Source organism: Nocardioides allogilvus, from assembly GCF_003047285.1.
Taxonomy (GTDB): Bacteria; Actinomycetota; Actinomycetes; order Propionibacteriales; family Nocardioidaceae; genus Nocardioides; species Nocardioides allogilvus.
Genome location: NZ_PZYX01000008.1, coordinates 36,439 through 59,241 on the forward strand (window position 1 = coordinate 36,439; position 22,803 = coordinate 59,241).

A 22,803-nucleotide genomic window follows, 5' to 3' on the forward strand; every position below is an offset into this window, starting at 1 on the left:
CTCAGCCACGCACACGGCGCGCGTGGACCACCCGTGGATCCAGCTCGGCGTCGGCTGACTCATCGGCCAGCGCCCGGGTGATCGTGACCTCCAGCCGCGAGTCCGCCAGCCCGTCGGCGAGGCCCGCGCCCCACTCCACCACCGTGACGGCGTCGTCGAGGGAGGTGTCGAGGTCCAGGTCGTCGAGCTCGGCGATGCCGCCGAGACGGTAGGCATCGACGTGCACCAGATCAGGTCCGCCGACCAGCGACGGGTGCACGCGCGCGATCACGAAGGTCGGCGAGGTGACTGCCCCGCGCACGCCCAGGCCGATGCCCAGGCCCTGCGTCAGGGTCGTCTTGCCGGCCCCGAGCTCCCCGGTGAGCACGACGACGTCGCCGGCGTGCAGCGAGCGCCCGAGCCGCTCACCCAGCGCGCGCATCTCCTCGGCGTCCACGGCCTCCCACGAGGTGGGCAGCGGTCGACGCAGGACGACGTACGGCGCTCGCCGCTCGGTCTCCTGGAAGCCGTGTCCCTCCCAGAACGCCACGGTGGCCGGCAGCTCCTCGCGCGCGAGGACCGCGAGCGCGGAGTGGCCGAGGGTGTGCTCGATCGCGGCCTGGACCAGGGCGCGGGCCACGCCCCTGCCCTGGGCAGTCGGCACGACCCCGAACCTGCGCAGCACCATGTCGTCGCCGTCGGGCCGGAACAGCAACGCGCCGACCGGTTCCCCGTCGAGGGTGGCCAGCAGCCCGCCGTGGGCCCGCAGCTCGGCCGCCACGCTGGCCTCGGTCTCCGACAGGGCGTCGGCGGGCGGGTCCAGCACCGGCCGGGCGGCGAACGCGGTCCCGATGACGTGCAGCACGTCTGCGGCGGCGGCGGCTCCCACACGGCGTACGTCGAGGCTCACGAGGCCTCGGGCCCGTGCTGGGCCAGCGCGATGAGGTCGTCGAGCTCGGCGTTGACGTCGACGTGCCGCTCCAGGATCACCATGTGACCGGCGCCCTCGCACTCCAGCAGGCTCGAGCCCGGGATCTGCGCGTGCAGCTTGCGGGCGTGGCCGATGGTGGTGATCTTGTCCTCGGTCCCGCAGATGACGGCGGTGGGCACCCGGCCCAGCACCTCGACGTGGTCGAACTTGTCGAGGCTGGCGAAGGCCGGATAGAAATCGGCGACCACGGAGAAGGGAGTCGCGTCGAGCATGTCGTAGACGAAGTCGACGTAGTGCCCGGGCACGTCGTCGCCGAAGGCGTAGCGCTCCGTGATCACGTCGGCGAACGCGTGGCCCCACTTGCGCACGAGGTCGACAGCGCGGTGCCCGAGGTGCAGCGTGCGCACGGTCCGGCTCATCACCTTGCCGCCGATCCCGAGCGGCACCATCGGGAACAGGATCCGACCCGGGTCCAGGCCACCGGCCGTGGTGGAGATCAGGCCGACCCCGACGACCTTGTCACCGAAGAGCTCTGGGTGCTGCTCGGCGAGAGAGACGATGCTCATCCCGCCCATCGAGTGACCGATCAGCACGCACGGACCAGGTGAGGTCTGCTCGATGACACGCCTGAGGTCGCTGCCGAGCTGCTCGATGGTGGAGCCCGCCTCGCTCGAACGGGCCGAGCGCCCGTGCGAGCGCTGGTCGTAGAACACCGTGCGGATCTGGCCGCGGTAGCCCGCCCGCTGGAAGTGCCAGCAGTCGAGGTTGAGGGAGTATCCGTGCGCGAAGATCACGGTCAGCTCCGACGGGGCCTCGTCGATCTCGGCATACAGGTCCGTGGCGTCGTCGGTGATGATGTGCAGCGGCTCGCTGCGCAACGAGCCGAAGGGGGTCTCGTCGCCGGCTCCGCGCCGCGCGATGACCCGGCTGCGCTGGGCCACGCCGACGGCCATGCCGGCAGCGGCGATTCCGGCCGCAGCACCGATCAGCCTGCGGGTGATGCTCATGCGACTCTTCTCATGCTGGGTCCGGGTGCACGTGTCGGCGGCGGAAACGACCACCGATCCGGGTCACGATCTCGTAGTTGATGGTCTCGAGGGCCTCGGCCCAGTCCTGCGCGGTGGGTTCCCCGCCGGTGCCCGGCCCGAAGAGCACAACCTCGGTGCCCGGCGGCGGCAGGTCACCGTCGAGGTCGATCATGAACTGGTCCATGCAGACGCGTCCGCGGATCGCGCGGAGCCGGTCGCCGACCCAGACCGAGGCGACGTTGCCGGCGGCGCGGGGCACGCCCTCGCCGTACCCCGCAGGCACCAGGCCGACGGTGGTGTCGCGGTCGGCGACCCAGGTGTGGCCGTAGGACACACCCTCGCCGGTGGCCACGGGCTTGCTCAGCACCAGCGCGGCACGCACCGTCATCGCGGGCACCAGGTCGAGGTCCTGGGTCACCCCCGGGGCCGGGTCTAGGCCGTAGGACGCGATGCCGCACCGCACGAGGTCGAAGCGTGCGGACGGCCGGAGCACCGCGGCGGCCGAGTTGGCGAGGTGGCGCAGGCCGGGCCGCACGCCGAGGACATCCGCGAGCTCGACCGCCTCGCGGAAGGCGGTCTCCTGCGCGTCGTTCGCGGGGTGGTCGGGCTGGTCGCTGGCCGCGAGGTGGGACCAGATGCCGGTGATGTCGACGCGTCCCGCCTGCTGGAGCTCGGCGGCGCGCGCGAACAGGTCGCGCCAGTCGGCGCGGGCGGCGCCGCCGCGCGCCAGGCCGGTGTCGACCTTCAGCTGCACCCGCGGTCGCGGGCCGGCCTGCGCGATCTCGTCGAGCTCGGCTCGTGAGTAGGCCGTCAGGTCGATGTCGGCGGCGACCCCAGCGGCATAGTCCTCCCCCGGCACCGCGAGCCAGCACAGCACCCGACCGGTGTCGCCGCCCGCCCGCAGGGCCAGCGCCTCGTCCAGGGTGGCCACGCCGAGCCAGTCCGCCCCGGCCTGTCGTGCGGCCCGCGCGACCTCGACCATGCCGTGACCGTAGGCGTCGGCCTTGACCACCGTCATCATCGCGACGTCGGGGCCGACCAGCTCGCGCAGTCGGCGCACGTTGTGCCGGATCGAGGCCAGGTCGACCACGATCTCGGCGCGCGCGGTCGACGTCATGCGGGGGATTCTTCCATCCCTCAACCCAGGGTCCGCAGCACGCCGCCCAGAGCGTGCGCGACGTCTCCCGCGACGATCGGCCCGCCGCCCGACGCCTCGGTCGCTGCGGCGCCGTGCACCCACGAGCCGACGGAGGCCGCATCCCAGGCGTCGAGCCCGGCCGCGAGCAACGCTCCGACCAGCCCGGCGAGCACGTCGCCCGCCCCTGCGGTCGCCAGCCACGGCAGCCCCGTCGTGGTCACCCGGACCTGGCCGCCCGGCCGCGCGACCAGGGTGTGCCGACCCTTCAGCAGGACGACGGCGTCGTAGCGGTCGGCAGCGAGCCGCGCGTGCTCGAGCGGCCTGGCCTCGACGGTCTCGCGGGGCACCCCGAGCATCGCGGCCAGCTCGCCTGCATGCGGCGTCAGCACGGTCGGTACGGCGAACGGCCCGTCGACCTCGGCCAGCGCATCGGCGTCCACCACGAGCGGGACGCCGTCGGCCAGGGCAGCGCGCAGGGCCTCCCCCGCACTCTCGCCACCGCCGGGTCCGACGACCCAGGCCTGGACCCGACCCGGCCCCACCACCTCGGGGTGCACGACCCGGACACGGTCGGCGACGGTGTCGGGACCGACGTAGCGCACCATCCCGGCAAGCCCGCACGACGCACCCGCGACGCACAGCAGCGCGGCGCCCGGATAGGTGTCGCTGCCCGCCTGGACCCCGACGACTCCTCGGGTGTACTTCTGGGCGTTGCGGGCAGGCCGCGGCAGGAGAGCTGCCACGTCGTGCTGCTGCAGCGCCTCGACCTCGGCAGGTGGCAGCGACAGGCCGATGTCGACCAGGTGGATCGCGCCGCTCGCGTCGGCGGCCGGGTCGACGAGGTGGGCCACCTTGTGGGTGCCGAAGGTGACGGTGAGGTCGGCGCGGACGTGCGGCCCCTCGACCTCGCCCGTGTCGACGTCCACCCCGGAGGGGACGTCCACGGCCACCACCGGGATGCCGTCGAGCTCGGCCACCGCGGCAGCGGCGTCCGGGCGCAGCCCGGGACGTCCGCCGATGCCGACGATGCCGTCGACCACGACGTCCGGCGCCAGTCCCTCGAGGCTGTCCACGACCTGGCCGCCTGCCGCGCGCAACGCGGCGATCGCGGCCACGTGGTGGCTCGACCCCAGCAGCAGCGCGCTGACGGCCACGCCGCGGCGGCACAGCAGCGCTCCGGCGTACGCCGCGTCGCCGCCGTTGTCACCCGAGCCCACCAGGAGCAGCACGCGGCGCCCGTAGCCGCCTCCGAGGAGGTCCAGCACGGCGTGTGCGAGTCCCGAGGAGGCCCGCTGCATCAGGGCCCCGTCGGGCAGCTCACGCATCAGGGCGGCCTCGGCGGCACGCACCTGGGCGACGGTGTGGGCTCGGCGCATGCCCGGCACGCTACTCACTTCGCGCCGCTCGTGGACGCAGACGACGCCCCGGCCGATGGCCGGGGCGTCGTCGAGATGGTGCGTCGGATCAGTTCTTCGGGATCCGGAACACCTGGCCCGGGAAGATGAGGTCCGGGTTCTCGATGTTGTTCAGCCGGGCGATCTCCTGGTAGGAGACGCCGAAGCGGGCGCCGATCTCGGAGAGCGTGTCGCCGGACTTGACCGTGTAGGTCTCGAACTCGGCCTCGCGTGCGTCCTCACGCTTCTCGCGCGCGTCCTCGCGGGCCTCCTGACGGTCCTCCTTGCGCTCCTGGCGGTCCTCGCGGGCCTCCTGGCGCTCTTCCTTGGCCTCCTTGCGAGCGGCCTTCTCCTCGGCCGTCTCGGTGGGAGCAGGCACGACGGAGTCGGCCGGCTGGACCGGGCCGGTGGTCGGCTCGGTGGTCGGCTCGGCCGTCGTGGTGTCAGCCTTGTCGGCGTCGACCGGGATGGTCGGCGGCGCGGGCGTCGCCTTGTCGTCAGCGGTCGTGGTGTCCGCCTTGTCGACGACGACGTCGTCCTTCTTGGCGGCCTCGTCCTTGGCCTCTTCGTCCTTCGACGCCTGCGTCGAGACGGCGTCCTTGAGCGCATCCTTGACGTTGTCCAGGAACCCCATGTCACTACCTCACTTGTGATCGTCACCCGAGTGACTCGCATTTCGGGGCCGTCGTCGACGGCGAGCCAACGCTAGCCCAGTCAGCCTTCGAGCACGACCACCGCCGACGCGATACCCGCGTCGTGGGACAGCGACACGTGCACGTGGCTGGCTCCCAGGGCCTCGGCGCGGGCCGCGACGGTCCCGCGCAGCTCGAAGCGGGGGCGACCGGTTTCCTCCGAGACGATCTCGGCGTCGTGCCAGGCCAGCCCGGCCGGAGCGCCCAGCGCCTTGGCGATGGCCTCCTTCGCCGCGAAGCGTGCCGCCAGCGACGCTAGCGGGCGACTCGCCTCGGCGGGAGTGAAGAGTCGCTCGCGCAGCGCGGGGGTCCGCTCGAGCGACTCGGCGAACCTCGCGACGTCCACCACGTCGATGCCGACGCCGACGACGGGCACGGGTGCTCCTTTCCGGGGTGGTGGCTATTCGACCGTGACGGACTTGGCGAGGTTGCGCGGCTGGTCGACGTCGTGGCCCATGCGGGTCGCCAGTTCGCAGGCGAAGAGCTGGAGCGGCACGACCGCCACGACGGGCTGCAGGAGGGTGGGCACCCGCGGCAGCCGGATCAGCTCATCGGCGTACGGCGTGATGGACTCGTCGCCCTCCTCGACCAGCACGATGGTGTGGGCGCCACGGGCGCGGATCTCCTGGATCGCGCTGACCATCTTCTGGTGCAGCTCGTCACGACCCTCGGGCGGCACGATGCAGAAGACCGGCAGCCCGTCCTCGATCAGCGCGATCGGGCCGTGCTTGAGCTCGCCGGCCGCGAAGCCCTCGGCGTGGATGTAGGCGAGCTCCTTGAGCTTGAGCGCGCCCTCGAGCGCGATCGGGAAGCCTGCGTGGCGACCGAGGAACAGCACCGACTTGGTCTCGGCGTGCTTGGCGGCGAGGTCGTAGATGGCCTGCGACCGGTCGAGCACCGTCTGGACGTGCTCGGGCATCTTGGCCAGCTCGTCGAGGACCTGGGAGATCTCGTCGCCGAACTTCGTGCCGCGCACCTGGGCGAGGTAGAGACCGAGGAGGTAGCAGGCGATCAGCTGGGTCAGGAAGCCCTTGGTCGAGGCGACGCCGATCTCGGGGCCGGCGTGGGTGTAGATCACCGCGTCGGACTCGCGCGGGATGGTGGAGCCGTTGGTGTTGCAGATCGCCAGCACCCGGGAACCCTGCTCGCGGGCGTGGCGGATCGCCATCAAGGTGTCGGCGGTCTCGCCCGACTGGCTCATGGCGACGACCAGCGTGTCCCGGGTCAGGATCGGGTCGCGGTAGCGGAACTCGTGGGAGAGCTCGACCTCGCAGGGGATCCGGGTCCAGTGCTCGATGGCGTACTTCGCGACCAGCCCGGCGTAGTTGGAGGTGCCGCAGGCGACGATGATGATCTTGTCGATCGAGCGCAGCTCGTCCTCGGACACCCGCACCTCGTCGAGCTGGAGCTTGCCGTTGCCGTCGTGACGACCGAGCAGCGCGTCGGCGACCGCGCGCGGCTGCTCGAAGATCTCCTTGCGCATGAACCAGTCGTAGCCGTCCTTCTCGGCAGCCGAGAGGTCCCAGTCGACGTGGTAGCGCTTGCCCTCGGCCGGGCTGCCGTCGAAACCGGTGACCTCGACGCCGTCGCGGGTGATGGTCACGACCTCGTCCTGACCGAGCTCGAGCGCCTCGCGGGTGTGCTCGATGAAGGCGGCGACGTCGGAGCCGATGAAGTTCTCGCCCTCACCCAGGCCGACGACGAGCGGGGAGTTGCGGCGTGCGGCGACGACGCGCGACGGGTCCTCGCCGTCGATCGCGACCAGGGTGAAGGCGCCCTCGAGTCGCTGGCACACGCGCTGCATGGCGGTGGTCAGGTCGGCGCCCGACTGCACCTCGAGCTCGAGCAGGTGGGCGGCCACCTCGGTGTCGGTCTCGGAGACCAGCTCGTGGCCTGCCGTCTCCAGCTCGGCCCGCAGCTGGGCGAAGTTCTCGAGGATGCCGTTGTGCACGACGGCGACCCGGCGCACCTGGCCGAGGTGCGGGTGGGCGTTGACGTCGTTGGGGGCGCCGTGGGTCGCCCAGCGGGTGTGGCCGATGCCGGTGGTGGCGGCGGGAAGCGGTGCCTCGCCGATCGCCTTCTCCAGGTTGGCGAGCTTGCCCGCACGCTTGTCGGAGGCGATCGTGCCGGCACCCGAGCTGGTGTCGATCAGGGCGATCCCGGCGGAGTCGTAGCCGCGGTACTCGAGTCGCCTCAGCCCCTCGATCACGACGTCCTGCGCCTGCTTCTCCCCGACGTAACCCACGATTCCGCACATGAGCCGGAGTCTACGCGGGCGGCCCCCGGTGCCCGGACACGCTGCCGGTGCAACAATCCTCGACATGTCGGACGCCACAGGGTTGGCCATCTCGAGCGAGTCCTCCCCTTATGTGGAGCTCGATCGGGGGGCATGGGCCGCGCTGGCCCGGGAGACCAAGAGCCCCCTCACGCCCGACGAGGTGCGACACCTGCGCGGCCTCGGTGACGAGCTCGACCTCCGCGAGGTCGAGCAGGTCTACCTCCCGCTCTCGCGTCTGCTCTCGAAGTACGTCGAGGCCGCGAGCCGGCTCCACCGCGAGCAGGAGGAGTTCCTGCACCGCCAGCAGCCGCCGCGCACGCCGTTCGTCATCGGCCTGGCCGGATCGGTGGCGGTCGGCAAGTCGACCACCGCCCGCGTCCTCCAGCAGATGCTGGCGCACTGGCCCGAGCACCCCAACGTCGCGCTGGTGACGACCGACGGCTTCCTCTACCCCAACGCCGAGCTCGAACGACGCGGCATCCTGCACCGCAAGGGCTTCCCCGAGTCCTACGACCGCAAGGCGCTGCTGCGGTTCGTCATCGACATCAAGTCCGGGCGCGACGAGGTGGAGGCGCCGACCTACTCCCACCTCGTCTACGACGTCGTGCACGACGAGAAGGTCGTCATCAAGCGTCCCGACATCGTGATCATCGAGGGCCTCAACGTGCTGCAGCCCGCACGCGTGCGCGACGACGGTCGCGCCGGCCTCGCGGTCAGCGACTTCTTCGACTTCTCCGTCTACGTCGACGCCGCGCTCGCCGACATCCGCAAGTGGTACATCGAACGCTTCCTGCGCCTGCGCGAGACCGCCTTCATGGACCCGGCCTCCTACTTCTCGAAGTACGCCGGCCTCACCCACGACCAGGCCGTCGAGATGGCCACGCACATCTGGGACACCATCAACGGCCCCAACCTCACCGAGAACGTCGCTCCCACCCGCGGCCGGGCGACTCTCGTGCTGCGCAAGGACGCCGACCACTCCGTGCGCTACGTGCGGCTGCGCAAGCTCTGAGCGGAGTCAGAGGGTGAGCTGGGCCTTGACGACGTCGGCGAGGCGGTGGGCGACGTCGTGGGCGATCTCGGCGGTGGGCGCCTCGACCATCACGCGCACGAGCGCCTCGGTGCCCGACGGGCGCAGCAGGATGCGCCCGGTCTCACCGAGCGCTGCCTCCTCCTCGGCGACAGCCGCGGCCAGCACGGCGTCCTCGTCGGCGCGGGCCTTGTCGACGTCGGGGACGTTGACGAGCACCTGCGGCAGACGGGTCATGACGCCGGCGAGCTCCTGGAGCGACTGGCCGGTCGCGGCCATCCGCTCGAGCACCTTGAGGGCGGTGAGGATGCCGTCGCCGGTCGTGGCGTAGTCGGAGAGGATCACGTGCCCGGACTGCTCGCCGCCGAGGGAGTAGCCGGAAACCTTCATCGCCTCGAGGACGTAGCGGTCGCCGACCTTGGTCTGGCGTACGCCGACCCCGGCCGCCTTCATCGCGCGGACGAAGCCGAGGTTGCTCATCACGGTGGCCACGACGGTGTCCTTGACGAGCTTGCCCTGGTCGCGCAGCGCGAGCGCGAGCACGGCGAGGATCTGGTCGCCGTCGACGATGTTGCCCTCGTGGTCGACCGCCAGGCAGCGGTCGGAGTCGCCGTCGAGGCCGAAGCCGGCGTCCGCGCCGTGCTCGAGGACGGCGCGCTGCAACGACTCCAGGTGGGTCGAGCCGCAGTTGTCGTTGATGTTGAGCCCGTCGGGCTCGGCGTGGATGGCGATCACGTCGGCGCCCGCGTCACGCAGTGCCTGGGGACCGGCCTCGAAGGCGGCTCCCTCGGCGCAGTCCAGCACGACCTTGAGGCCGGCCAGGGGCAGGGTCGTCGAGGCGACGAGGTGGGCGGCATAGTCGCGCACCGCATCGGCGTACGGCGACACGCGACCGACGGCACCGCCGGTCGGCCGGTTCCACTCCTCACGCATGCGCCGCTCGATGGCGACCTCGACGGAGTCGTCGAGCTTGTGGCCACCGCGTGCGAGGAACTTGATGCCGTTGTCCGGCATCGGGTTGTGCGAGGCCGACAACATGACGCCCAGGTCGGCGCCGAGCGCCCCGGTCAGGTGGGCGACGCCGGGGGTCGGCAGGACGCCGAGGAGGAGCACGTCGACACCGGCCGACGCGAGCCCCGCCACGACGGCGGCCTCGAGGAACTGCCCGGAAATGCGGGTGTCCCGGCCCACCACGGCCACGGGGCGATGCCCCGCGAAGTCACCGCGGTCGGCCAGGACATGTGCCGCGGCAACGGAAAGGTCCAGGGCCAGCTCCGCCGTCAGTGCGGCGTTTGCCAGACCCCGGACCCCGTCCGTGCCGAAAAGGCGTGTCATGCAGGCAGGTCAGCGCTTGCTGAACTGCGAGGCCTTGCGGGCCTTCTTGAGACCGGCCTTCTTGCGCTCGACGGCGCGGGCGTCACGCGTGAGCAGCCCGAGCTTCTTGAGCTCGGCGCGGTTGGCGTCGACGTCGATGGCGTTGAGCGAGCGGGCCACGCCGAGACGCAGGGCGCCGGCCTGACCGGCGATGCCGCCGCCGTGGATGCGGGCCAGGACGTCGAAGCGACCCTCAAGCTGCAGCGCAACGAAGGGCTCGTTGACGATCTGCTGGTGCAGCTTGTTGGGGAAGTAGCTGTCGAGCGTGCGGCCGTTGACCGTCCACTCGCCGGTGCCCGGGACGATCCGGACGCGTGCAACGGCTTCCTTGCGGCGGCCGGTGGCGGCACCCGGGGCGATCGTCGCGGGACGCAGCGGGGCGTCAGCGGACGGGGCGCTCTCGGAGCTGTAGGCGACGCCGTCGGCGTCGGTCTCGAAGGTCTCCTCGACCTCTGCGGTGTTCTCGATGTTCTCAGTCACGGTTCAGTCCTATGCGCTTACTGGGAGACCTGGGAGATCTCGAACGGGATGGCCTGCTGCGCGGCGTGCGGGTGCTCCGCACCGCCGTAGACCTTGAGCTTCTTCAAGACCTGGCGACCGAGCTTGTTCTTGGGGAGCATGCCCCAGACAGCCTTCTCGATGGCCTTGCGTGCGTCCTTCTCGAGGAGCTCACCGAACGGCGTCGAGGAGAGACCACCGGGGTAACCCGAGTGGCGGTAGGCAAGCTTGGTGACCTTCTTGTTGCCCGAGAGGGCGACCTTGTCGGCGTTGATGATGATCACGAAGTCGCCCATGTCCATGTGCGGAGCAAAGGTCGGCTTGTGCTTGCCGCGGAGAAGGTTGGCGGTCTGGACGGCGAGGCGTCCCAGGACCACATCGGTGGCGTCAATGATGAGCCACTCTCGCTGGATGTCAGCGGGCTTGGGGCTGTACGTGCGCACGGCTGTATCCCGTTCTCGTTCGTAGGTCCGGCGGGAAGGTGTTCCAACCGGGGTGTGACCGCGACTTCTGACGAACACTGCCTGGCTTCATTGCATCCAGGTCTGCACCGCTCCGGAGAGGGAGTTGGGCGCGGCAGGAGTCGCGACCAGCCAGATTACGCGGGCGGGCAGGAGGGGTCAAAATGGGGGCGAGTTCGCGCCCCGGCGAGGGTCGCCGCTAGGTTGGACGGACATCTCACATCCCGCCTCAAGGAGCCGACGTGACCGACGTAGCGGCCAACTCCACGGACTCCCTGACCGTTCGCGACAACCGCACCGGCCAGGAGTACGACATCCCCATCACCGATGGGACGATCAACGCCAAGGACCTCGGCCAGATCCGCACCGCCGAGGGCGAGCCCGGCCTGGCGACGTACGACCCCGGGTTCGTCAACACCGCCTCGTGCCGCAGCGCCGTCACCTTCATCGACGGCGACAAGGGCATCCTCGAATACCGGGGCTACCCGATCGAGCAGCTCGCCGAGTCGTCCTCGTTCCTCGAGGTGGCCTATCTCCTCATCCACGGTGAGCTGCCCACCAAGGCCGAGTTCGACGCCTGGGTGCACGAGATCACCTACCACACGTTCGTGCACGAGAACGTGAAGTCCTTCATGGAGGGCTTCCGCTACGACGCCCACCCGATGGGCATGCTGATGGCCTCCGTGGGTGCGCTGTCGACGTTCTACCCCGATGCCCGCAACATCAGCGACGCCGACAACCGGCACATCCAGATGGTGCGGATGATCGCGAAGATGCCGACCCTGGGCGCCTGGTCCTTCCGGCACGCGCAGGGCAAGCCGTTCATCTACCCCGACAACGACCTCGGCTACACCGCCAACTTCTTGTCGATGCTGTTCAAGATGAGCGAGCAGAAGTTCGAGGCCGACCCGCGCCTGGTCAAGGCCCTCGACGTGCTGTTCATCCTGCACGCCGACCACGAGCAGAACTGCTCGACCAACGCGGTCCGCTCGGTCGGCTCCAGCCAGGTCGACCCCTACTCCGCGGTCTCGGCCGGCGTCGGTGCCCTCTTCGGCCCGCTGCACGGCGGTGCCAACGAGGCGGTGCTGCGCATGCTCAAGCGCATCGGCACCAAGGAGAACATCCCCTCCTTCATCGAGGGCGTGAAGAACGGCAACGAGAAGCTGATGGGCTTCGGGCACCGGGTCTACAAGAACTTCGACCCGCGCGCGACGATCATCAAGAAGGCCTGCGACGACGTCTTCGAGGTCACCGGGGTCAACCCGCTCCTCGAGATCGCCAAGGAGCTGGAGAAGATCGCCCTCGAGGACGAATACTTCATCTCGCGCAAGCTCTACCCCAACGTCGACTTCTACTCCGGCCTCATCTACGAGGCGTTCCAGTTCCCGCCGGAGATGTTCACGGTCCTCTTCGCGATCGGCCGCACGCCCGGCTGGCTCGCGCAGTGGTCCGAGCTGATCCAGGACAAGGACCAGAAGATCGCGCGCCCCAAGCAGATCTACACCGGCGAGCGCCAGCTCACCTTCGTGCCTGCGTCCGAGCGCTGGGCCTGACACACTGACGAACGGCGGCCCGCACCCCTCGAGCAGGGATGCGGGCCGTTGTCGTTCGTACGGCGCCTCACACTTCTTCATCTTCCCTTCAGGTCCGCTCAGGCGGCTCACAGCCTCGCCGGGCACTGTCGGTGCCATGAGCGATGACACCTACTCCTACGGTCCTGCACCCGTCCAGCCCAAGAAGCGCCGAGCCGGACTCGCGGCGGCGGTGGTCGCGACCTCGCTGGTCGTCGGCGGCGGCGCCGGGCTCGGGGGCGCGGCCGCGTGGGACGCGACGCACGACGACACCCGGAGCCAGACGGCGTCCCAGCCCTCCGAGAGCGCGTCCCCGGTCGCGCAGGCCGAGGCGCCGGCAGCCGACGGCTCCGTCGAGCAGGTCGCCGCCGACGTGCTGCCCAGCGTCGTCAAGATCGACGTCGTCGGGCAGGAGGGGTCGGGCTCCGGGTCGGGCATCATCCTCACCTCCGACGGCACCATCCTCACGAACAACCACGTGATCGCCGTCGCCGGCGAGAGCGGTCGGATCACCGTCGACTTCGCCGACGGCAGCACGGCCGATGCGACCGTCCTCGGCGCCGACCCGCTGACCGACACCGCGGTGATCAAGGCTGAGGGGGTCGACGACCTGACCGCTGCGACCATCGGCAAGTCGGCCAACCTCGCCGTCGGCCAGGAGGTCGTGGCCGTGGGCTCGCCGTTCGGCCTCGACGCCACGGTCACCAGCGGGATCGTCAGCGCGCTGGACCGCCCGGTCAACGCCGGCTCCGACGGGGGCGGCAACTCCACGACGTACCCCGCGATCCAGACGGACGCGGCGATCAACCCGGGCAACAGCGGTGGTCCGCTGGTCGACATGACGGGAGCCGTGGTGGGCATCAACTCCTCCATCCGTACGGCGGCGTCCCAGTCGGGCTTCGGGGAGCAGTCGGCCTCCGGCTCGATCGGCCTCGGCTTCGCCATCCCCATCGACGAGGTGATGCCGATCGTCGACCAGATGAGCGCCGGCGAGACGCCGACCCATGCCCGCCTCGGGATCCAGGTCGGCAACCCGACCGCCGACAGCGCCGAGGGCGCGATCGTGCGCGAGGTGACCGCGGAGTCGACGGCCGACGAGGCCGGCCTCGAGAGCGGCGACGTCATCACCGGGATCGACGACACCCGCATCACCGACGCCAACTCACTCGTCGCAACCATCCGGTCCTACCGCCCCGGTGACACCGTCGAGGTCAGCTGGCTGCGCGGCGAGGAGGAGCAGAGCGCAGAACTGGTGCTGGACTCCGACGGCGAGTGACTGTCGCAGCCTTGCGCGCCGGGACATGATGGGGCGGTCCCCCGCCGGGACCCGACGCCGAGGAGCAGCATGCAGCTGGAACTGTCCGCCGAGGACGCAGCATTCCGTGACGAGATGCGGACGTTCTTCACCACCGAGTTCCCCCAGGACATCCGCGACACCGTCCTCGCGGGACGCCACCTGACCCGCGAGCAGATCGTGGCCAGCCAGCAGGCGCTCAACGCCGCCGGCCTCGCCGTCCCGCACTGGCCGGTGGAGTGGGGCGGCAAGGACTGGACCACCCTGCAGCGACACCTGTGGCACGAGGAGATGCAACGCGCCGGGGTCCCGACTCCGCTGGCGTTCAACGCCTCGATGATCGGCCCGGTGCTCGCGCAGTTCGGCAGCCAGGAGCAGAAGGAGCGCTTCCTGCCCAAGACGGCCAACCTCGACATCTGGTGGTCGCAGGGCTTCTCGGAGCCCGACGCCGGCTCCGACCTCGCCAGCCTGCGCACCACCGCGGTGCGCGACGGCGACGACTGGATCGTCAACGGGCAGAAGACCTGGACCACGTTGGGGCAGTACGGCGACTGGATCTTCACCCTCGTCCGGACCGATCCCGACGTGAAGAAGCAGGCGGGCATCTCGATGCTGCTGATCGACATGACGCTGGACGGGGTCGAGGTCCGTCCGATCGAGATGATCGACGGCGGCCACGAGGTCAACGAGGTCTGGTTCAGCGACGTGCGCGTCCCCGGTGACCTGCTGGTCGGAGAGCTCAACGGCGGCTGGACGATCGCGAAGTTCCTGCTCGGCAACGAGCGCGTCGGCGTGGCCCCGGTCGGTGCGACCAAGCGTGCCCTGGCGACGCTCAAGGAGAACGCCGGTGACCTGCTCGACGACCCGCTCACCCGGGCCCGGGTGGCTGAGCTCGAGAACGAGCTGCTGGCCCTCGAGCTGACCGCGCTGCGCGTCGTGGCCCACTCCACCGACGGCGCTCCCCACCCCGCCTCGTCCGTGCTCAAGCTCAAGGGCACCGTGCTGCAGCAGGCGGTCAGCGAGCTCGCGCTCGACCTCGCCGGCCCGGGGGCGCTGGCCTCCGGCGCCGACGACGACTCGCCGGTGCCCGGCTGGGCGAGACGCTCCGCCCCGACCTACCTCAACCTCCGCAAGGCCTCGATCTACGGCGGGTCCAACGAGATCCAGCGCCAGATCATCGCCCGCACGATCTTGGGACTCTGACATGGACTTCACGTATGACGACGAGCAGAAGGCGCTGCGCGAGGCCGTCCGCGGGCTCACGACCAAGGCGTACGGCGAGTTCGAGAACCGGCGCCGGGCGGTGGCCGAGGCTCCGGGTTTCGACGAGGGGCAGTGGGCCCGGCTCGCGGAGATGGGCGTGCTCGGGCTGCCCTTCAGCGAGGACGACGGCGGTGTCGGCGCGGGCCCGGTGGAGATCGGGATCGTCTGCCAGGAGCTCGGCCGGGTGCTCGCACCCGAGCCGTTCCTGGCCTCGGTCGTGCACGCCGGCGGCCTGGTCGCGGCGGCCGGTTCGCCCGAGCAGCGCGCCGACCTGCTGGGCCGGCTCGCGGCGGGCGAGATCGTGCTCGCTGCCGCCGACACCTCCCCCGGTGGGCGCTGGAGCTCCGAAGCGGAAGGAGTCACAGCCGCCCGGGACGGCGACACCTGGACCCTGACCGGGGTGCGCGACCCGGTGCCCAACGGCGCACGGGCCGACCACCTCGTGGTGAACGCGTCCCTTCCCGACGGCGGCACGGGCCTGTTCGTGGTCGAGGGGTCGGCGGCCACGCGGGCCGACCACGCCGTCTTCGACGGCAGCCGCGCGGCCCGCGTCGAGCTGTCCGAGACTCCGGCGATTCCCCTGGGCGAGCCGGGGCGCGACCTCACGGCGACCATCGCGACCATCAGCGACATCACCCGGATCATGGGCGCCAACCAGGCGCTCGGCGTGATGCAGGCCCAGGTCGCGGCGACCAACGCCTACCTCAAGAGCCGCAAGCAGTTCGGCGTCACCCTCAACACCTTCCAGGCGCTGACCTTCCGGGCGGCCGACATGTACGTCGAGCTCGAGCTCGCTCACAGCCTCGTCGACTGGGCGACGATGGTGGTCGCGGCCGGGAGCCAGGAGGACATCGCCGACGCGGCCGATCGCGTCGGCCTCCAGGTCGCACGCGCCAGCCGCCACATCGGCCAGGAGGCCATCCAGCTCCACGGCGGGATCGCGATGACGGCCGAATACTCCGTCGGCGTCGGGACCGCACACCTCGCCGTGCTCGAGATGTGGCTGGGCGGCGCCCATCACCACCTCACGCGGCTCGCCGACAGGGTCTCCGACCACGGCGAGGTCGAGGCGCTGGCCTGATGGACCTCTCCCTGTCCCCGGAGCAACGTTCCTTCCGCGACCTCGCCCGCAGCTTCCTCGACCGCGAGGCGGTCCCCCACCGCACCCAGTGGGACCGCGACGAGGCCGTCGACCTGGCCATCGTGCCCAAGATGGGCGAGATCGGGTTCTTCGGCCTGACCATCCCCGAGGAGTACGGCGGTCTCGGGGGCGACTACGTCACCTACGCGCTCGCCATGGAGGAGCTCGGCCGGGCCGACTCGGCGCTGCGCGGGATCGTGTCGGTGAGCAGCGGGCTGGTCGGCAAGTCGATCCTCTTCTTCGGCTCCGAGGAGCAGAAGCAGGAGTGGCTCCCCCAGCTCGCGACCGCCAGCAAGCTCGGCTGCTTCGGCCTGACCGAGCCCGACACCGGCTCCGACGCCGGCAACCTGACGTCGCGCGCGACGCGCGACGGCGACGACTGGGTGCTCAACGGGCAGAAGCTCTTCATCACCAACGGCACCTGGGCCGACGTGGCGCTGATCTTCGCCCGCACCAGCGACGACGGTCCCCGCGGGGTCACCGCCTTCCTCGTGCCCACCGACACTCCCGGGTTCGAGGCCCGCGAGATCAAGGGCAAGCTCGGCCTGCGCGGCCAGGCGACCGCCGAGCTCTTCCTCACCGACGTGCGGGTCCCGGCCTCGGCCGTGGTGGGCGAGGTGGGCCGTGGTTTCAAGATCGCGATGAGCACCCTCGACAAGGGCCGGCTCGCCGTCGCCGCGGGGTGCGTCGGCATCGTCCAGGGCTGCCTGGAGACGTCGGTGGACTACGCCACCACCCGCACCCAGTTCGGCAAGCCGATCGCGGCCTTCCAGCTGGTGCAGGACATGATCGCCGACATCTCCCTCGACGCCGACGCCGCGCGCCTGCTCGTGTGGCGCTGCGCCGACCTCGTCGATCGCGGCGAGCCCTTCGGCACGGCCGCGTCCAAGGCCAAGCTCTTCGCCTCCGAGGCCGCGGTCCGGGCGGCCAACCTCGCCATCCAGATCCACGGCGGTTCGGGCTACGTCGACGAGTACCCCGCCGCGAAGTATCTCCGCGACGCCCGGGTGATGACGCTCTACGAAGGAACCAGCCAGATCCAGAAGCTGCTGATCGGGCGCGCCGAGACGGGCATCAGCGCGTTCGTATGAGTGCACTGGACCAGCAATGCCGCGATCACGCCTGTCACGCGACCTTGTTGCCGTATCGCTGCCGCGCAGCCTCACCGCTGGTGCCGACCAGCGACCCGATCACAGACCAGGTCATCCCGGCCTCGCGTGCGATGCGCACCGCCTCAACTAGATGGCGCTCCGCCTCGGAACGTTCGACGACGGCATCTCGCAGCACGACCACAGCGCTGGCATCGAGTTCGTGTTCGGGATCTGGCTCATAGGACTCGAACCGAAGCGTGAGCTCTTCGGCGTGTTTCAGAATCTCGTCAACTGTGCGCGGCATCTTCGTCACCTCAGGAACTTCTCGCGGGCCCTCATGGCGTGAACGATGACGAAGGCCTCCCCGCCATCGACATAACCGACTTCACAGAGAATTCCGGCGTGGTTCGGTCCGAGGACCATGGTGAACCCATCGCCGAGATCCCAAGCCCGGATCGGGTGGTGGTACGCATGAAGAATCTCCTCTTCGCTCATTCCGTGCTTGAGCGCCGACTGAGCAATGAACAGCAGGCTCATCGCCTTTCCAAGATAACTTGTACCTTCGGGCGGATCAACGCCACCATCGTCGAAGTCATGCCGCAACGCTAGGAGCGCGCACGGACACTCCCGACGACGCCGCCATTTTCTGGGGAGAACTCAAACCTCGGAAGGGGTGTGGACGGAAAGTGGCCCATGATCAGCAGCCTGTGGATGACGGACGACGCCGCGTCCTCGATTTTGCTTCGATCGGTTCATGACACAGCCACACGAACCGAAGTTCCCCGGCCTCAGCGCCGCTGACACCCGCTGGCTGATCGGCGAGGCCCAACGCGTGCTCACCGACCTCGGCCACAGCTCGAGCGTGCTGGACAGCGTCGCGCTCACGCTCACGGACGGTCGCGAACTGGGGCTCGACAACCTCGCGCGCACGCTGAGCCTGATGCCGCGCAAGCGATGGCCACGCGCCGTTCGGGACCAGTTGTCAACCCTCATCGCCATACGGCCGGACCAGCCTCCGGCGCCCGCCGACCTCCGGGTGAAGCTGTGGCCCAAGGAGCGAGCAGATCGACTCCTCACCTACGACGCACTCGAGCCACTGCCCGGGCTCTTCGCCGTGCTGGCAGCGCAGGGCAAAGGGGCAAGCCATGAGTTCGGCGAGCTCGCCCTCATCGGCGACCGGGACAAGGCTTACGACGCAGCCCTCAGCAACCTTGCGGGACTACCCCTGCCACGTCACACCCGACGCCGAGTCGATCCACGCGTGGGGGGCTCATGGGTCGAGTTCCTCGACAGTCCCGACGCTTACGGCGCAGCGCGGGTGACAGTGCTGCCGGAGGTACTGCGACGCGTCCTGGGCACCGGCTTCCCGATCCACGGAGTCCTGGTAGCGGTTCCGACCAAGTTCGAGCTCTGGGTGCACGTGCCGGTGGATGAGGAGGCCATCCACACCGCACTCACGATGGCATGGTTGGCTCACAAGACTTGGAGCGAGGAGCCCTATCCGATCTCCCCGAACGTCTTCCTCGTCTCGCCCGACATGGATGCCGCGCGGTTGGTGACGTCTGACCTCGAGGGGTGCGACGTCAATGAGTCAGTCGCGCTCGGTCTGCTGAAGGCCTTGGAAGCTGGCCGAGAAAGAGAAGCGAGCTGAGTCCTAGCGCGACCGCACCACTCGCCCCTCGTCCCAGACCGGACCGTCGGACTCGTAGACCTCGCCGTCCTGGCCGTAGACCAGGAACCGGTCGAAGCCGCGGGCGAACCAGCGGTCGTGGGTCACCGCGAGCACCGTGCCGTCGAACGCCTCGAGCCCGGCCTCGAGCGCCTCGGCGCTCTGCACGTCGAGGTTGTCGGTCGGCTCGTCCAGCAGCAGCAGCGTGGCCCCGGACAGCTCGAGCAGCAGGATCTGGAAGCGCGCCTGCTGGCCGCCGCTGAGGGACTCGAAGCCCTGCTCACCTGCGTGCGCGAGCTCGTAGCGGTCGAGCACGCGGGCAGCCGCTTCGCGCCCCATGCCCGCGCGGCCACCGGGCGAGCCGTCGCCGCGGTGCAGGATCTCCAGCAGGGTGCGTCCCACCAGCTCGGGGTGCTCGTGGGTCTGGACGAACCAGCCCGGGCGCACGCGCGCGCCGAGCTTCGCCTTCCCCGTGTGGGGTACGGCGCTGGGCGGGTCGCCGACAGGCCGGTGCTCCACGTCGGGGTCGGTGCCGCCGGCGGCCAGCAGCCGCAGGAAGTGGGACTTGCCGGACCCGTTGCTGCCGAGGACGGCCACGCGTTCGCCGTACCAGACCTCGAGGTCGAAGGGCTTCATCAGTCCCGTGAGCTCGAGGCCCTCGCAGACGACCGCGCGCTTGCCGGTGCGACCGCCGCGCAGCCGCATCGTGACCTGTTGCTCGCGTGGCTGCTCGGTCGGCGGGCCGGCCTCCTCGAACTTGCGCAGCCGGGTCTGGGACGCGCGATATTGCGAGGACATGCCGTCGTTGTACTCCGCCTTGATCTTGAGCCGCAGCACCAGCGCCTTGAGCTTGGCGTGCTCCTCGTCCCAACGACGGCGCAGCTCCTCGAAGCGCGCGAACCTGTCGGTGCGGGCCTCGTGGTAGCTGGCGAAGTTGCCGGGGTGGGTCCAGACGCGGTTGCCCGCGCTGCCGAGCTCGACGGTGACGATGCGCGTCGCGGTGTTGTTGAGCAGCTCGCGGTCGTGGCTGATGAACAGGATCGTCTTGGCCGACTCGCGGATGCGCTCCTCGAGCCAGATCTTCCCGGGAACGTCGAGGTAGTTGTCGGGCTCGTCGAGCAGCAGCACCTGGTCCGGCCCGCGCAGGAGGTACTCGAGCACCAGCCGCTTCTGCTCGCCGCCGGACAGGGTGGTCAGCAGCCGGTGCTTCGCGCGGTCGAACGGCATCGCCATCGCGGCGGTGGTGCAGACGTCCCAGGTGACCTCGACGTCGTAACCACCGGCGTCGGCATAGTCGGAGAGCGCGACGGCATAGGCCATCTGCGCCTTCTCGTCGTCAGTCTCCATCAGGACCAGCTCGCAGGCGTCGACCCTGGCGGCCGCCGCGCGCACCGCCTCCGGCGCCACGCTGAGCAGCAGGTCGGCGACGGTCTCGTCACCGCCGCCGTGCCCGACGAACTGGCGCATCACGCCCAGCCCGCCGCTGCGCGTCACCGCGCCGGCGTGCGGGGCGAGGTCGCCGGTGATGATCCGCAGCAGCGTCGTCTTGCCCGCCCCGTTGGCGCCGACGAGCGCGACCTTGGCGCCGTCGCCGACCCGGAAGCTGACGTCGTCGAGCAGCACCCGACCGTCTGGCAGTTCATAGCGCACTCCGGCGACATCCACGTGACCCACAACGAGTCATCATCCCCGCTGAGACCGATCGAGGCGAATGCCTTTCCGCGCCTGCAACGATGGGCACCGCCACGCTCGAGCACGACCCCTCCACCACCGAACGGAGTTCACCATGCCCCTGATCTACCCCGTCGCGGAAGACACCCCGGACGACGCAGACACCACCTTCGAGGACTTCGCCGACGACTGGTCGCAGACCTGGGTGATCGAGATCGACACCGACCACGAGCACGAGGACGAGGGCGACTACGTCCGGCTCGGCCCGGTCGGCGCGCAGCAGGCCTGGGACCTCGCGCACGAGATCGAGGACAAGCGCCCGAGCTGGGTCGTCAGCATCCTGCCGATCTTCGCGGTCGACGCGGGGGCCGACGACCTCATCGAGCAGATCGAGAGCGACGAGGACTGAGGCGGGGCTCTAGCCCCGGCGCGTCTCCAGCACCCGGAATCCCTTGACGCTGGCAAGGCGCGCCGTGGGCCAGCCCTGCTCGCCCAACCACCGCTGGAGCGAGTCGGCACCGAGGTTCTTGCCCACGACCATGACCGCGCGTCCGTCGGGTCGCAACCGAGGCAGCCAGGTGAGCAGCAGCTCGTGCAGCGCCGGCTTGCCGATCCGGATCGGCGGGTTGGACCAGATCTCGTCGAAGGTCATGTCGCTGGGGATCTGCTCCGGCGTCGCCGCGACGAAGCGCGAGCCGAGGCCCAGCGCGCGGGCGTTCTCGTTGGCGAGCAGCAGCGCCCGTTCGTTGACGTCGACACCGGTGACGGTCGCGAGGGGTACGGCGCGGGCGATCGCGAGCCCGATCGGGCCGTAGCCACAGCCCAGGTCGAGGAACTGCCCCTGCACCGGAGGCTCGAGCTCCCGGAAGAGCACCGCGGTCGCGTGGTCCAGATGGCCGCGGCTGAACACCCCCGCACCGCTGTCCAGCTCGAAGGCGTTGCCCCAGGCCTCCACCGTGAACGACTCGCGCTCGAACGGCGCGGCGGGGTCGGCGGAGAAGTAGTGGTCCTCGGTCACGGGGCCATCCTCTCGTGCGACGAAATGCAGCGAGGCCGCACCCTGCAGAACGGGTGCGGCCTCGCCGTGCTGATGGATCAGCGCTGGTCCCAGCGCGTGAAGCCGGCCGCGCGGGCCCGGTCCTCGGAGTCGAACCAGACCTCGGCCCTGGTGCGACCGTAGTAGGGCGACTCAGCGGTGTGGAAGAGCATCGAGTCGGCGTTGCCCTTGATCGTGAACGACTCGTGCGGCGACGCACCGTCCGCGAGCGGGTCGGCGGAGCCCTCACCGAAGGCGCCCGCGGCAGGCAGCGACGCGAACCCGGCGACCTTGGACGTGTTGTCCTTCTCGTCCCACCGCGTGAACCCGGCCGACCGCGCACGGTCCTCCGAGTCGAACCACACCTCGGCCCGGGTGCGGCCGTAGTAGGGCGAGGCCGGCGGGTGGAAGAGCATCGAGTCCTCGTTGCCCTTGATCGTGTACGCCGGGTCGGGCGACGAGCCGTCCGCGGCCGGCACGAGCGAACCCGCACCGAAGCTGCTCGTCGTGCCACCGGTCCCGGCGAAGCCGCGTGCCTGGGTGGCACCGTCCTCGTCGGCCAGCGCTGCGGAGCCACCGGTCCCGGCGAAGCCGCGTGCCTGGGTGGCACCGTCCTCGTCGGCCAGCGCTGCGGAGCCGCCGGCGACCGTGCCACCGGCGACGGCGCCACCCGCGACCGTGCCACCGGACAGCGAGTCACTGGAGCGCGAGCCGTTGGAGGACGTGTCCGTCCACGAGGTGTCGCGGGCCTGGGTGGCCTCGACCTCGTCGTAGACCGGCGCCGACTCGACCACCGGGTCGGCCACGTGGGCACCGACCGGCGTGGCGGCCGGCGTCGACGGCTCCTCGACCCGGGACGAGCCGAACGACGTCGACTGGGCCTTCGGGGTCGAGGTGGCCTTCGGGGTCGAGGGGGCCTTCGTCTTCGACCCGGCGAGGGAGGCCGCGCCCACACCGGCAGCCGCGGCGCCCGTTCCCGCCGCGGCGTACGTCGTCTTCGACGACACCGTCGAGACCTCGACCTTGCGCAGGATCAGGAAGAGCGTGATCCCCAGGCCCAGCAGGAAGCTGAGCAACAACCAAAGCCAATTTTCACCGAGCAGCCATCCCATCAGAGGACACCTTTCGTGGAGAGGCCGGACTCGGCCTCGAGCTCATCGACGTGCGGCAGCGCGACCTTGGCGAGAAGCCAGGCGATCAGGGAGCCGAGCACGAAGGCGAGCAGGATCAGGAACCAGAGCTGTGCGAACAACCAAGCCATGTC

Annotated in this window: 24 protein-coding genes; 8 read left to right on the forward strand and 16 right to left on the reverse strand. The window is 70.3% G+C overall.

Going from position 1 to position 22,803, the window contains the following annotated elements; translation table 11 throughout:
- Position 1: 1 nt before the first annotated feature.
- The 7 genes from tsaE to glmS all read right to left on the reverse strand — a co-directional run bounded on the left by tsaE (position 2) and on the right by glmS (position 7,419).
- Positions 2–889 (reverse strand): tRNA (adenosine(37)-N6)-threonylcarbamoyltransferase complex ATPase subunit type 1 TsaE, encoded by an 888-nt coding sequence (gene tsaE, locus C9J87_RS12775; RefSeq protein WP_107705712.1) that lies wholly within the window; start codon positions 887–889, stop codon positions 2–4.
- The gene (locus C9J87_RS12780) at positions 886–1,917 is read right to left on the reverse strand and encodes an alpha/beta fold hydrolase (RefSeq protein ID WP_107705713.1); all 1,032 of its coding nucleotides are present in this window, start codon (positions 1,915–1,917) and stop codon (positions 886–888) included. Before C9J87_RS12780 ends, tsaE begins: the two co-directional genes overlap by 4 nt.
- A gap of 10 nt (positions 1,918–1,927) precedes the next feature.
- Positions 1,928–3,055, reverse strand: coding sequence for an alanine racemase (gene alr, locus C9J87_RS12785; protein ID WP_107705714.1), 1,128 nt, complete (start codon positions 3,053–3,055; stop codon positions 1,928–1,930).
- 20 nt (positions 3,056–3,075) lie between these two features.
- Positions 3,076–4,452, reverse strand: coding sequence for an NAD(P)H-hydrate epimerase (locus C9J87_RS12790; protein ID WP_107705715.1), 1,377 nt, complete (start codon positions 4,450–4,452; stop codon positions 3,076–3,078).
- A gap of 88 nt (positions 4,453–4,540) precedes the next feature.
- A complete protein-coding gene (locus tag C9J87_RS19685) occupies positions 4,541–5,104 on the reverse strand; it encodes a LysM peptidoglycan-binding domain-containing protein (protein WP_157953191.1) in 564 nt (187 codons plus the stop codon).
- Between the two features lie 80 nt (positions 5,105–5,184).
- Positions 5,185–5,538 carry a holo-ACP synthase gene (locus C9J87_RS12800; RefSeq protein ID WP_010831769.1) on the reverse strand — a complete coding sequence of 118 codons (354 nt, stop codon included), beginning with the start codon at positions 5,536–5,538 and terminating at the stop codon, positions 5,185–5,187.
- Between the two features lie 24 nt (positions 5,539–5,562).
- On the reverse strand, positions 5,563–7,419 hold the full coding sequence (gene glmS / locus C9J87_RS12805; protein WP_107705716.1) for a glutamine--fructose-6-phosphate transaminase (isomerizing): 1,857 nt from the start codon (positions 7,417–7,419) through the stop codon (positions 5,563–5,565).
- A gap of 64 nt (positions 7,420–7,483) precedes the next feature.
- Between glmS and coaA the strand changes: the two genes are divergently transcribed.
- On the forward strand, positions 7,484–8,452 hold the full coding sequence (gene coaA, locus C9J87_RS12810; RefSeq protein ID WP_036490081.1) for a type I pantothenate kinase: 969 nt from the start codon (positions 7,484–7,486) through the stop codon (positions 8,450–8,452).
- A 6-nt stretch (positions 8,453–8,458) separates the two neighbouring features.
- On the opposite strand, the gene glmM is transcribed toward coaA, so the two are convergent.
- The 3 genes from glmM to rplM are packed head-to-tail and all read right to left on the reverse strand — an operon-like array spanning position 8,459 to position 10,785.
- On the reverse strand, positions 8,459–9,805 hold the full coding sequence (gene glmM / locus C9J87_RS12815) for a phosphoglucosamine mutase (RefSeq protein WP_010831766.1): 1,347 nt from the start codon (positions 9,803–9,805) through the stop codon (positions 8,459–8,461).
- A gap of 9 nt (positions 9,806–9,814) precedes the next feature.
- Positions 9,815–10,324, reverse strand: a complete 510-nt coding sequence (rpsI, locus tag C9J87_RS12820; RefSeq protein WP_010831765.1) for a 30S ribosomal protein S9 — start codon at positions 10,322–10,324, stop codon at positions 9,815–9,817.
- Between the two features lie 17 nt (positions 10,325–10,341).
- Positions 10,342–10,785, reverse strand: a complete 444-nt coding sequence (gene rplM / locus C9J87_RS12825) for a 50S ribosomal protein L13 (RefSeq protein ID WP_107705717.1) — start codon at positions 10,783–10,785, stop codon at positions 10,342–10,344.
- Between the two features lie 260 nt (positions 10,786–11,045).
- On the opposite strand from rplM, the gene C9J87_RS12830 reads away from it, so the two are divergent.
- From C9J87_RS12830 to C9J87_RS12850, 5 genes are all read left to right on the forward strand, one after another.
- Positions 11,046–12,356 (forward strand): citrate synthase, encoded by a 1,311-nt coding sequence (locus tag C9J87_RS12830; RefSeq protein WP_010831763.1) that lies wholly within the window; start codon positions 11,046–11,048, stop codon positions 12,354–12,356.
- Positions 12,357–12,492: 136 nt separating this feature from the next.
- The gene (locus C9J87_RS12835) at positions 12,493–13,650 is read left to right on the forward strand and encodes a S1C family serine protease (protein WP_010831762.1); all 1,158 of its coding nucleotides are present in this window, start codon (positions 12,493–12,495) and stop codon (positions 13,648–13,650) included.
- Positions 13,651–13,719: 69 nt separating this feature from the next.
- On the forward strand, positions 13,720–14,871 hold the full coding sequence (locus C9J87_RS12840) for an acyl-CoA dehydrogenase family protein (protein ID WP_107705718.1): 1,152 nt from the start codon (positions 13,720–13,722) through the stop codon (positions 14,869–14,871).
- A gap of 1 nt (position 14,872) precedes the next feature.
- A complete protein-coding gene (locus tag C9J87_RS12845; RefSeq protein WP_010831760.1) occupies positions 14,873–16,012 on the forward strand; it encodes an acyl-CoA dehydrogenase family protein in 1,140 nt (379 codons plus the stop codon).
- Positions 16,012–17,163: an acyl-CoA dehydrogenase family protein gene (locus tag C9J87_RS12850; protein ID WP_107705719.1), complete on the forward strand. Its 1,152-nt coding sequence runs from the start codon at positions 16,012–16,014 to the stop codon at positions 17,161–17,163. The genes C9J87_RS12845 and C9J87_RS12850 overlap by 1 nt, the downstream gene beginning before the upstream one ends.
- Before the next feature lie 34 nt (positions 17,164–17,197).
- Here C9J87_RS12850 and C9J87_RS12855 read toward each other — a convergent pair whose 3' ends face one another.
- Together C9J87_RS12855 and C9J87_RS12860 are read right to left on the reverse strand one after the other, a co-directional pair.
- Entirely contained in the window at positions 17,198–17,476 is a 279-nt protein-coding gene (locus tag C9J87_RS12855; RefSeq protein ID WP_107705720.1) for a hypothetical protein, read from the reverse strand.
- Positions 17,473–17,700 carry a hypothetical protein gene (locus C9J87_RS12860; RefSeq protein ID WP_107705721.1) on the reverse strand — a complete coding sequence of 76 codons (228 nt, stop codon included), beginning with the start codon at positions 17,698–17,700 and terminating at the stop codon, positions 17,473–17,475. Before C9J87_RS12860 ends, C9J87_RS12855 begins: the two co-directional genes overlap by 4 nt.
- 295 nt (positions 17,701–17,995) lie before the next feature.
- Here C9J87_RS12860 and C9J87_RS12865 point away from each other — a divergent pair, with 295 nt between their 5' ends.
- Complete coding sequence (locus C9J87_RS12865) at positions 17,996–18,814, forward strand: hypothetical protein (protein WP_157953192.1); 819 nt, start codon at positions 17,996–17,998, stop codon at positions 18,812–18,814.
- A gap of 3 nt (positions 18,815–18,817) precedes the next feature.
- Here C9J87_RS12865 and C9J87_RS12870 read toward each other — a convergent pair whose 3' ends face one another.
- A complete protein-coding gene (locus C9J87_RS12870) occupies positions 18,818–20,506 on the reverse strand; it encodes an ABC-F family ATP-binding cassette domain-containing protein (RefSeq protein ID WP_107705723.1) in 1,689 nt (562 codons plus the stop codon).
- Positions 20,507–20,618: 112 nt separating this feature from the next.
- Between C9J87_RS12870 and C9J87_RS12875 the strand changes: the two genes are divergently transcribed.
- Positions 20,619–20,912, forward strand: a complete 294-nt coding sequence (locus tag C9J87_RS12875; protein ID WP_010831755.1) for a hypothetical protein — start codon at positions 20,619–20,621, stop codon at positions 20,910–20,912.
- A 9-nt stretch (positions 20,913–20,921) separates the two neighbouring features.
- On the opposite strand, the gene C9J87_RS12880 is transcribed toward C9J87_RS12875, so the two are convergent.
- From C9J87_RS12880 to C9J87_RS20000, 3 genes are all read right to left on the reverse strand, one after another.
- Positions 20,922–21,521: a class I SAM-dependent methyltransferase gene (locus tag C9J87_RS12880; protein WP_107705724.1), complete on the reverse strand. Its 600-nt coding sequence runs from the start codon at positions 21,519–21,521 to the stop codon at positions 20,922–20,924.
- Positions 21,522–21,598: 77 nt separating this feature from the next.
- Positions 21,599–22,651 (reverse strand): sunset domain-containing protein, encoded by a 1,053-nt coding sequence (locus C9J87_RS20525; RefSeq protein WP_157953193.1) that lies wholly within the window; start codon positions 22,649–22,651, stop codon positions 21,599–21,601.
- Positions 22,651–22,800, reverse strand: coding sequence for a hypothetical protein (locus C9J87_RS20000; protein WP_198016940.1), 150 nt, complete (start codon positions 22,798–22,800; stop codon positions 22,651–22,653). The genes C9J87_RS20525 and C9J87_RS20000 overlap by 1 nt, the downstream gene beginning before the upstream one ends.
- Positions 22,801–22,803 lie beyond the last annotated feature (3 nt).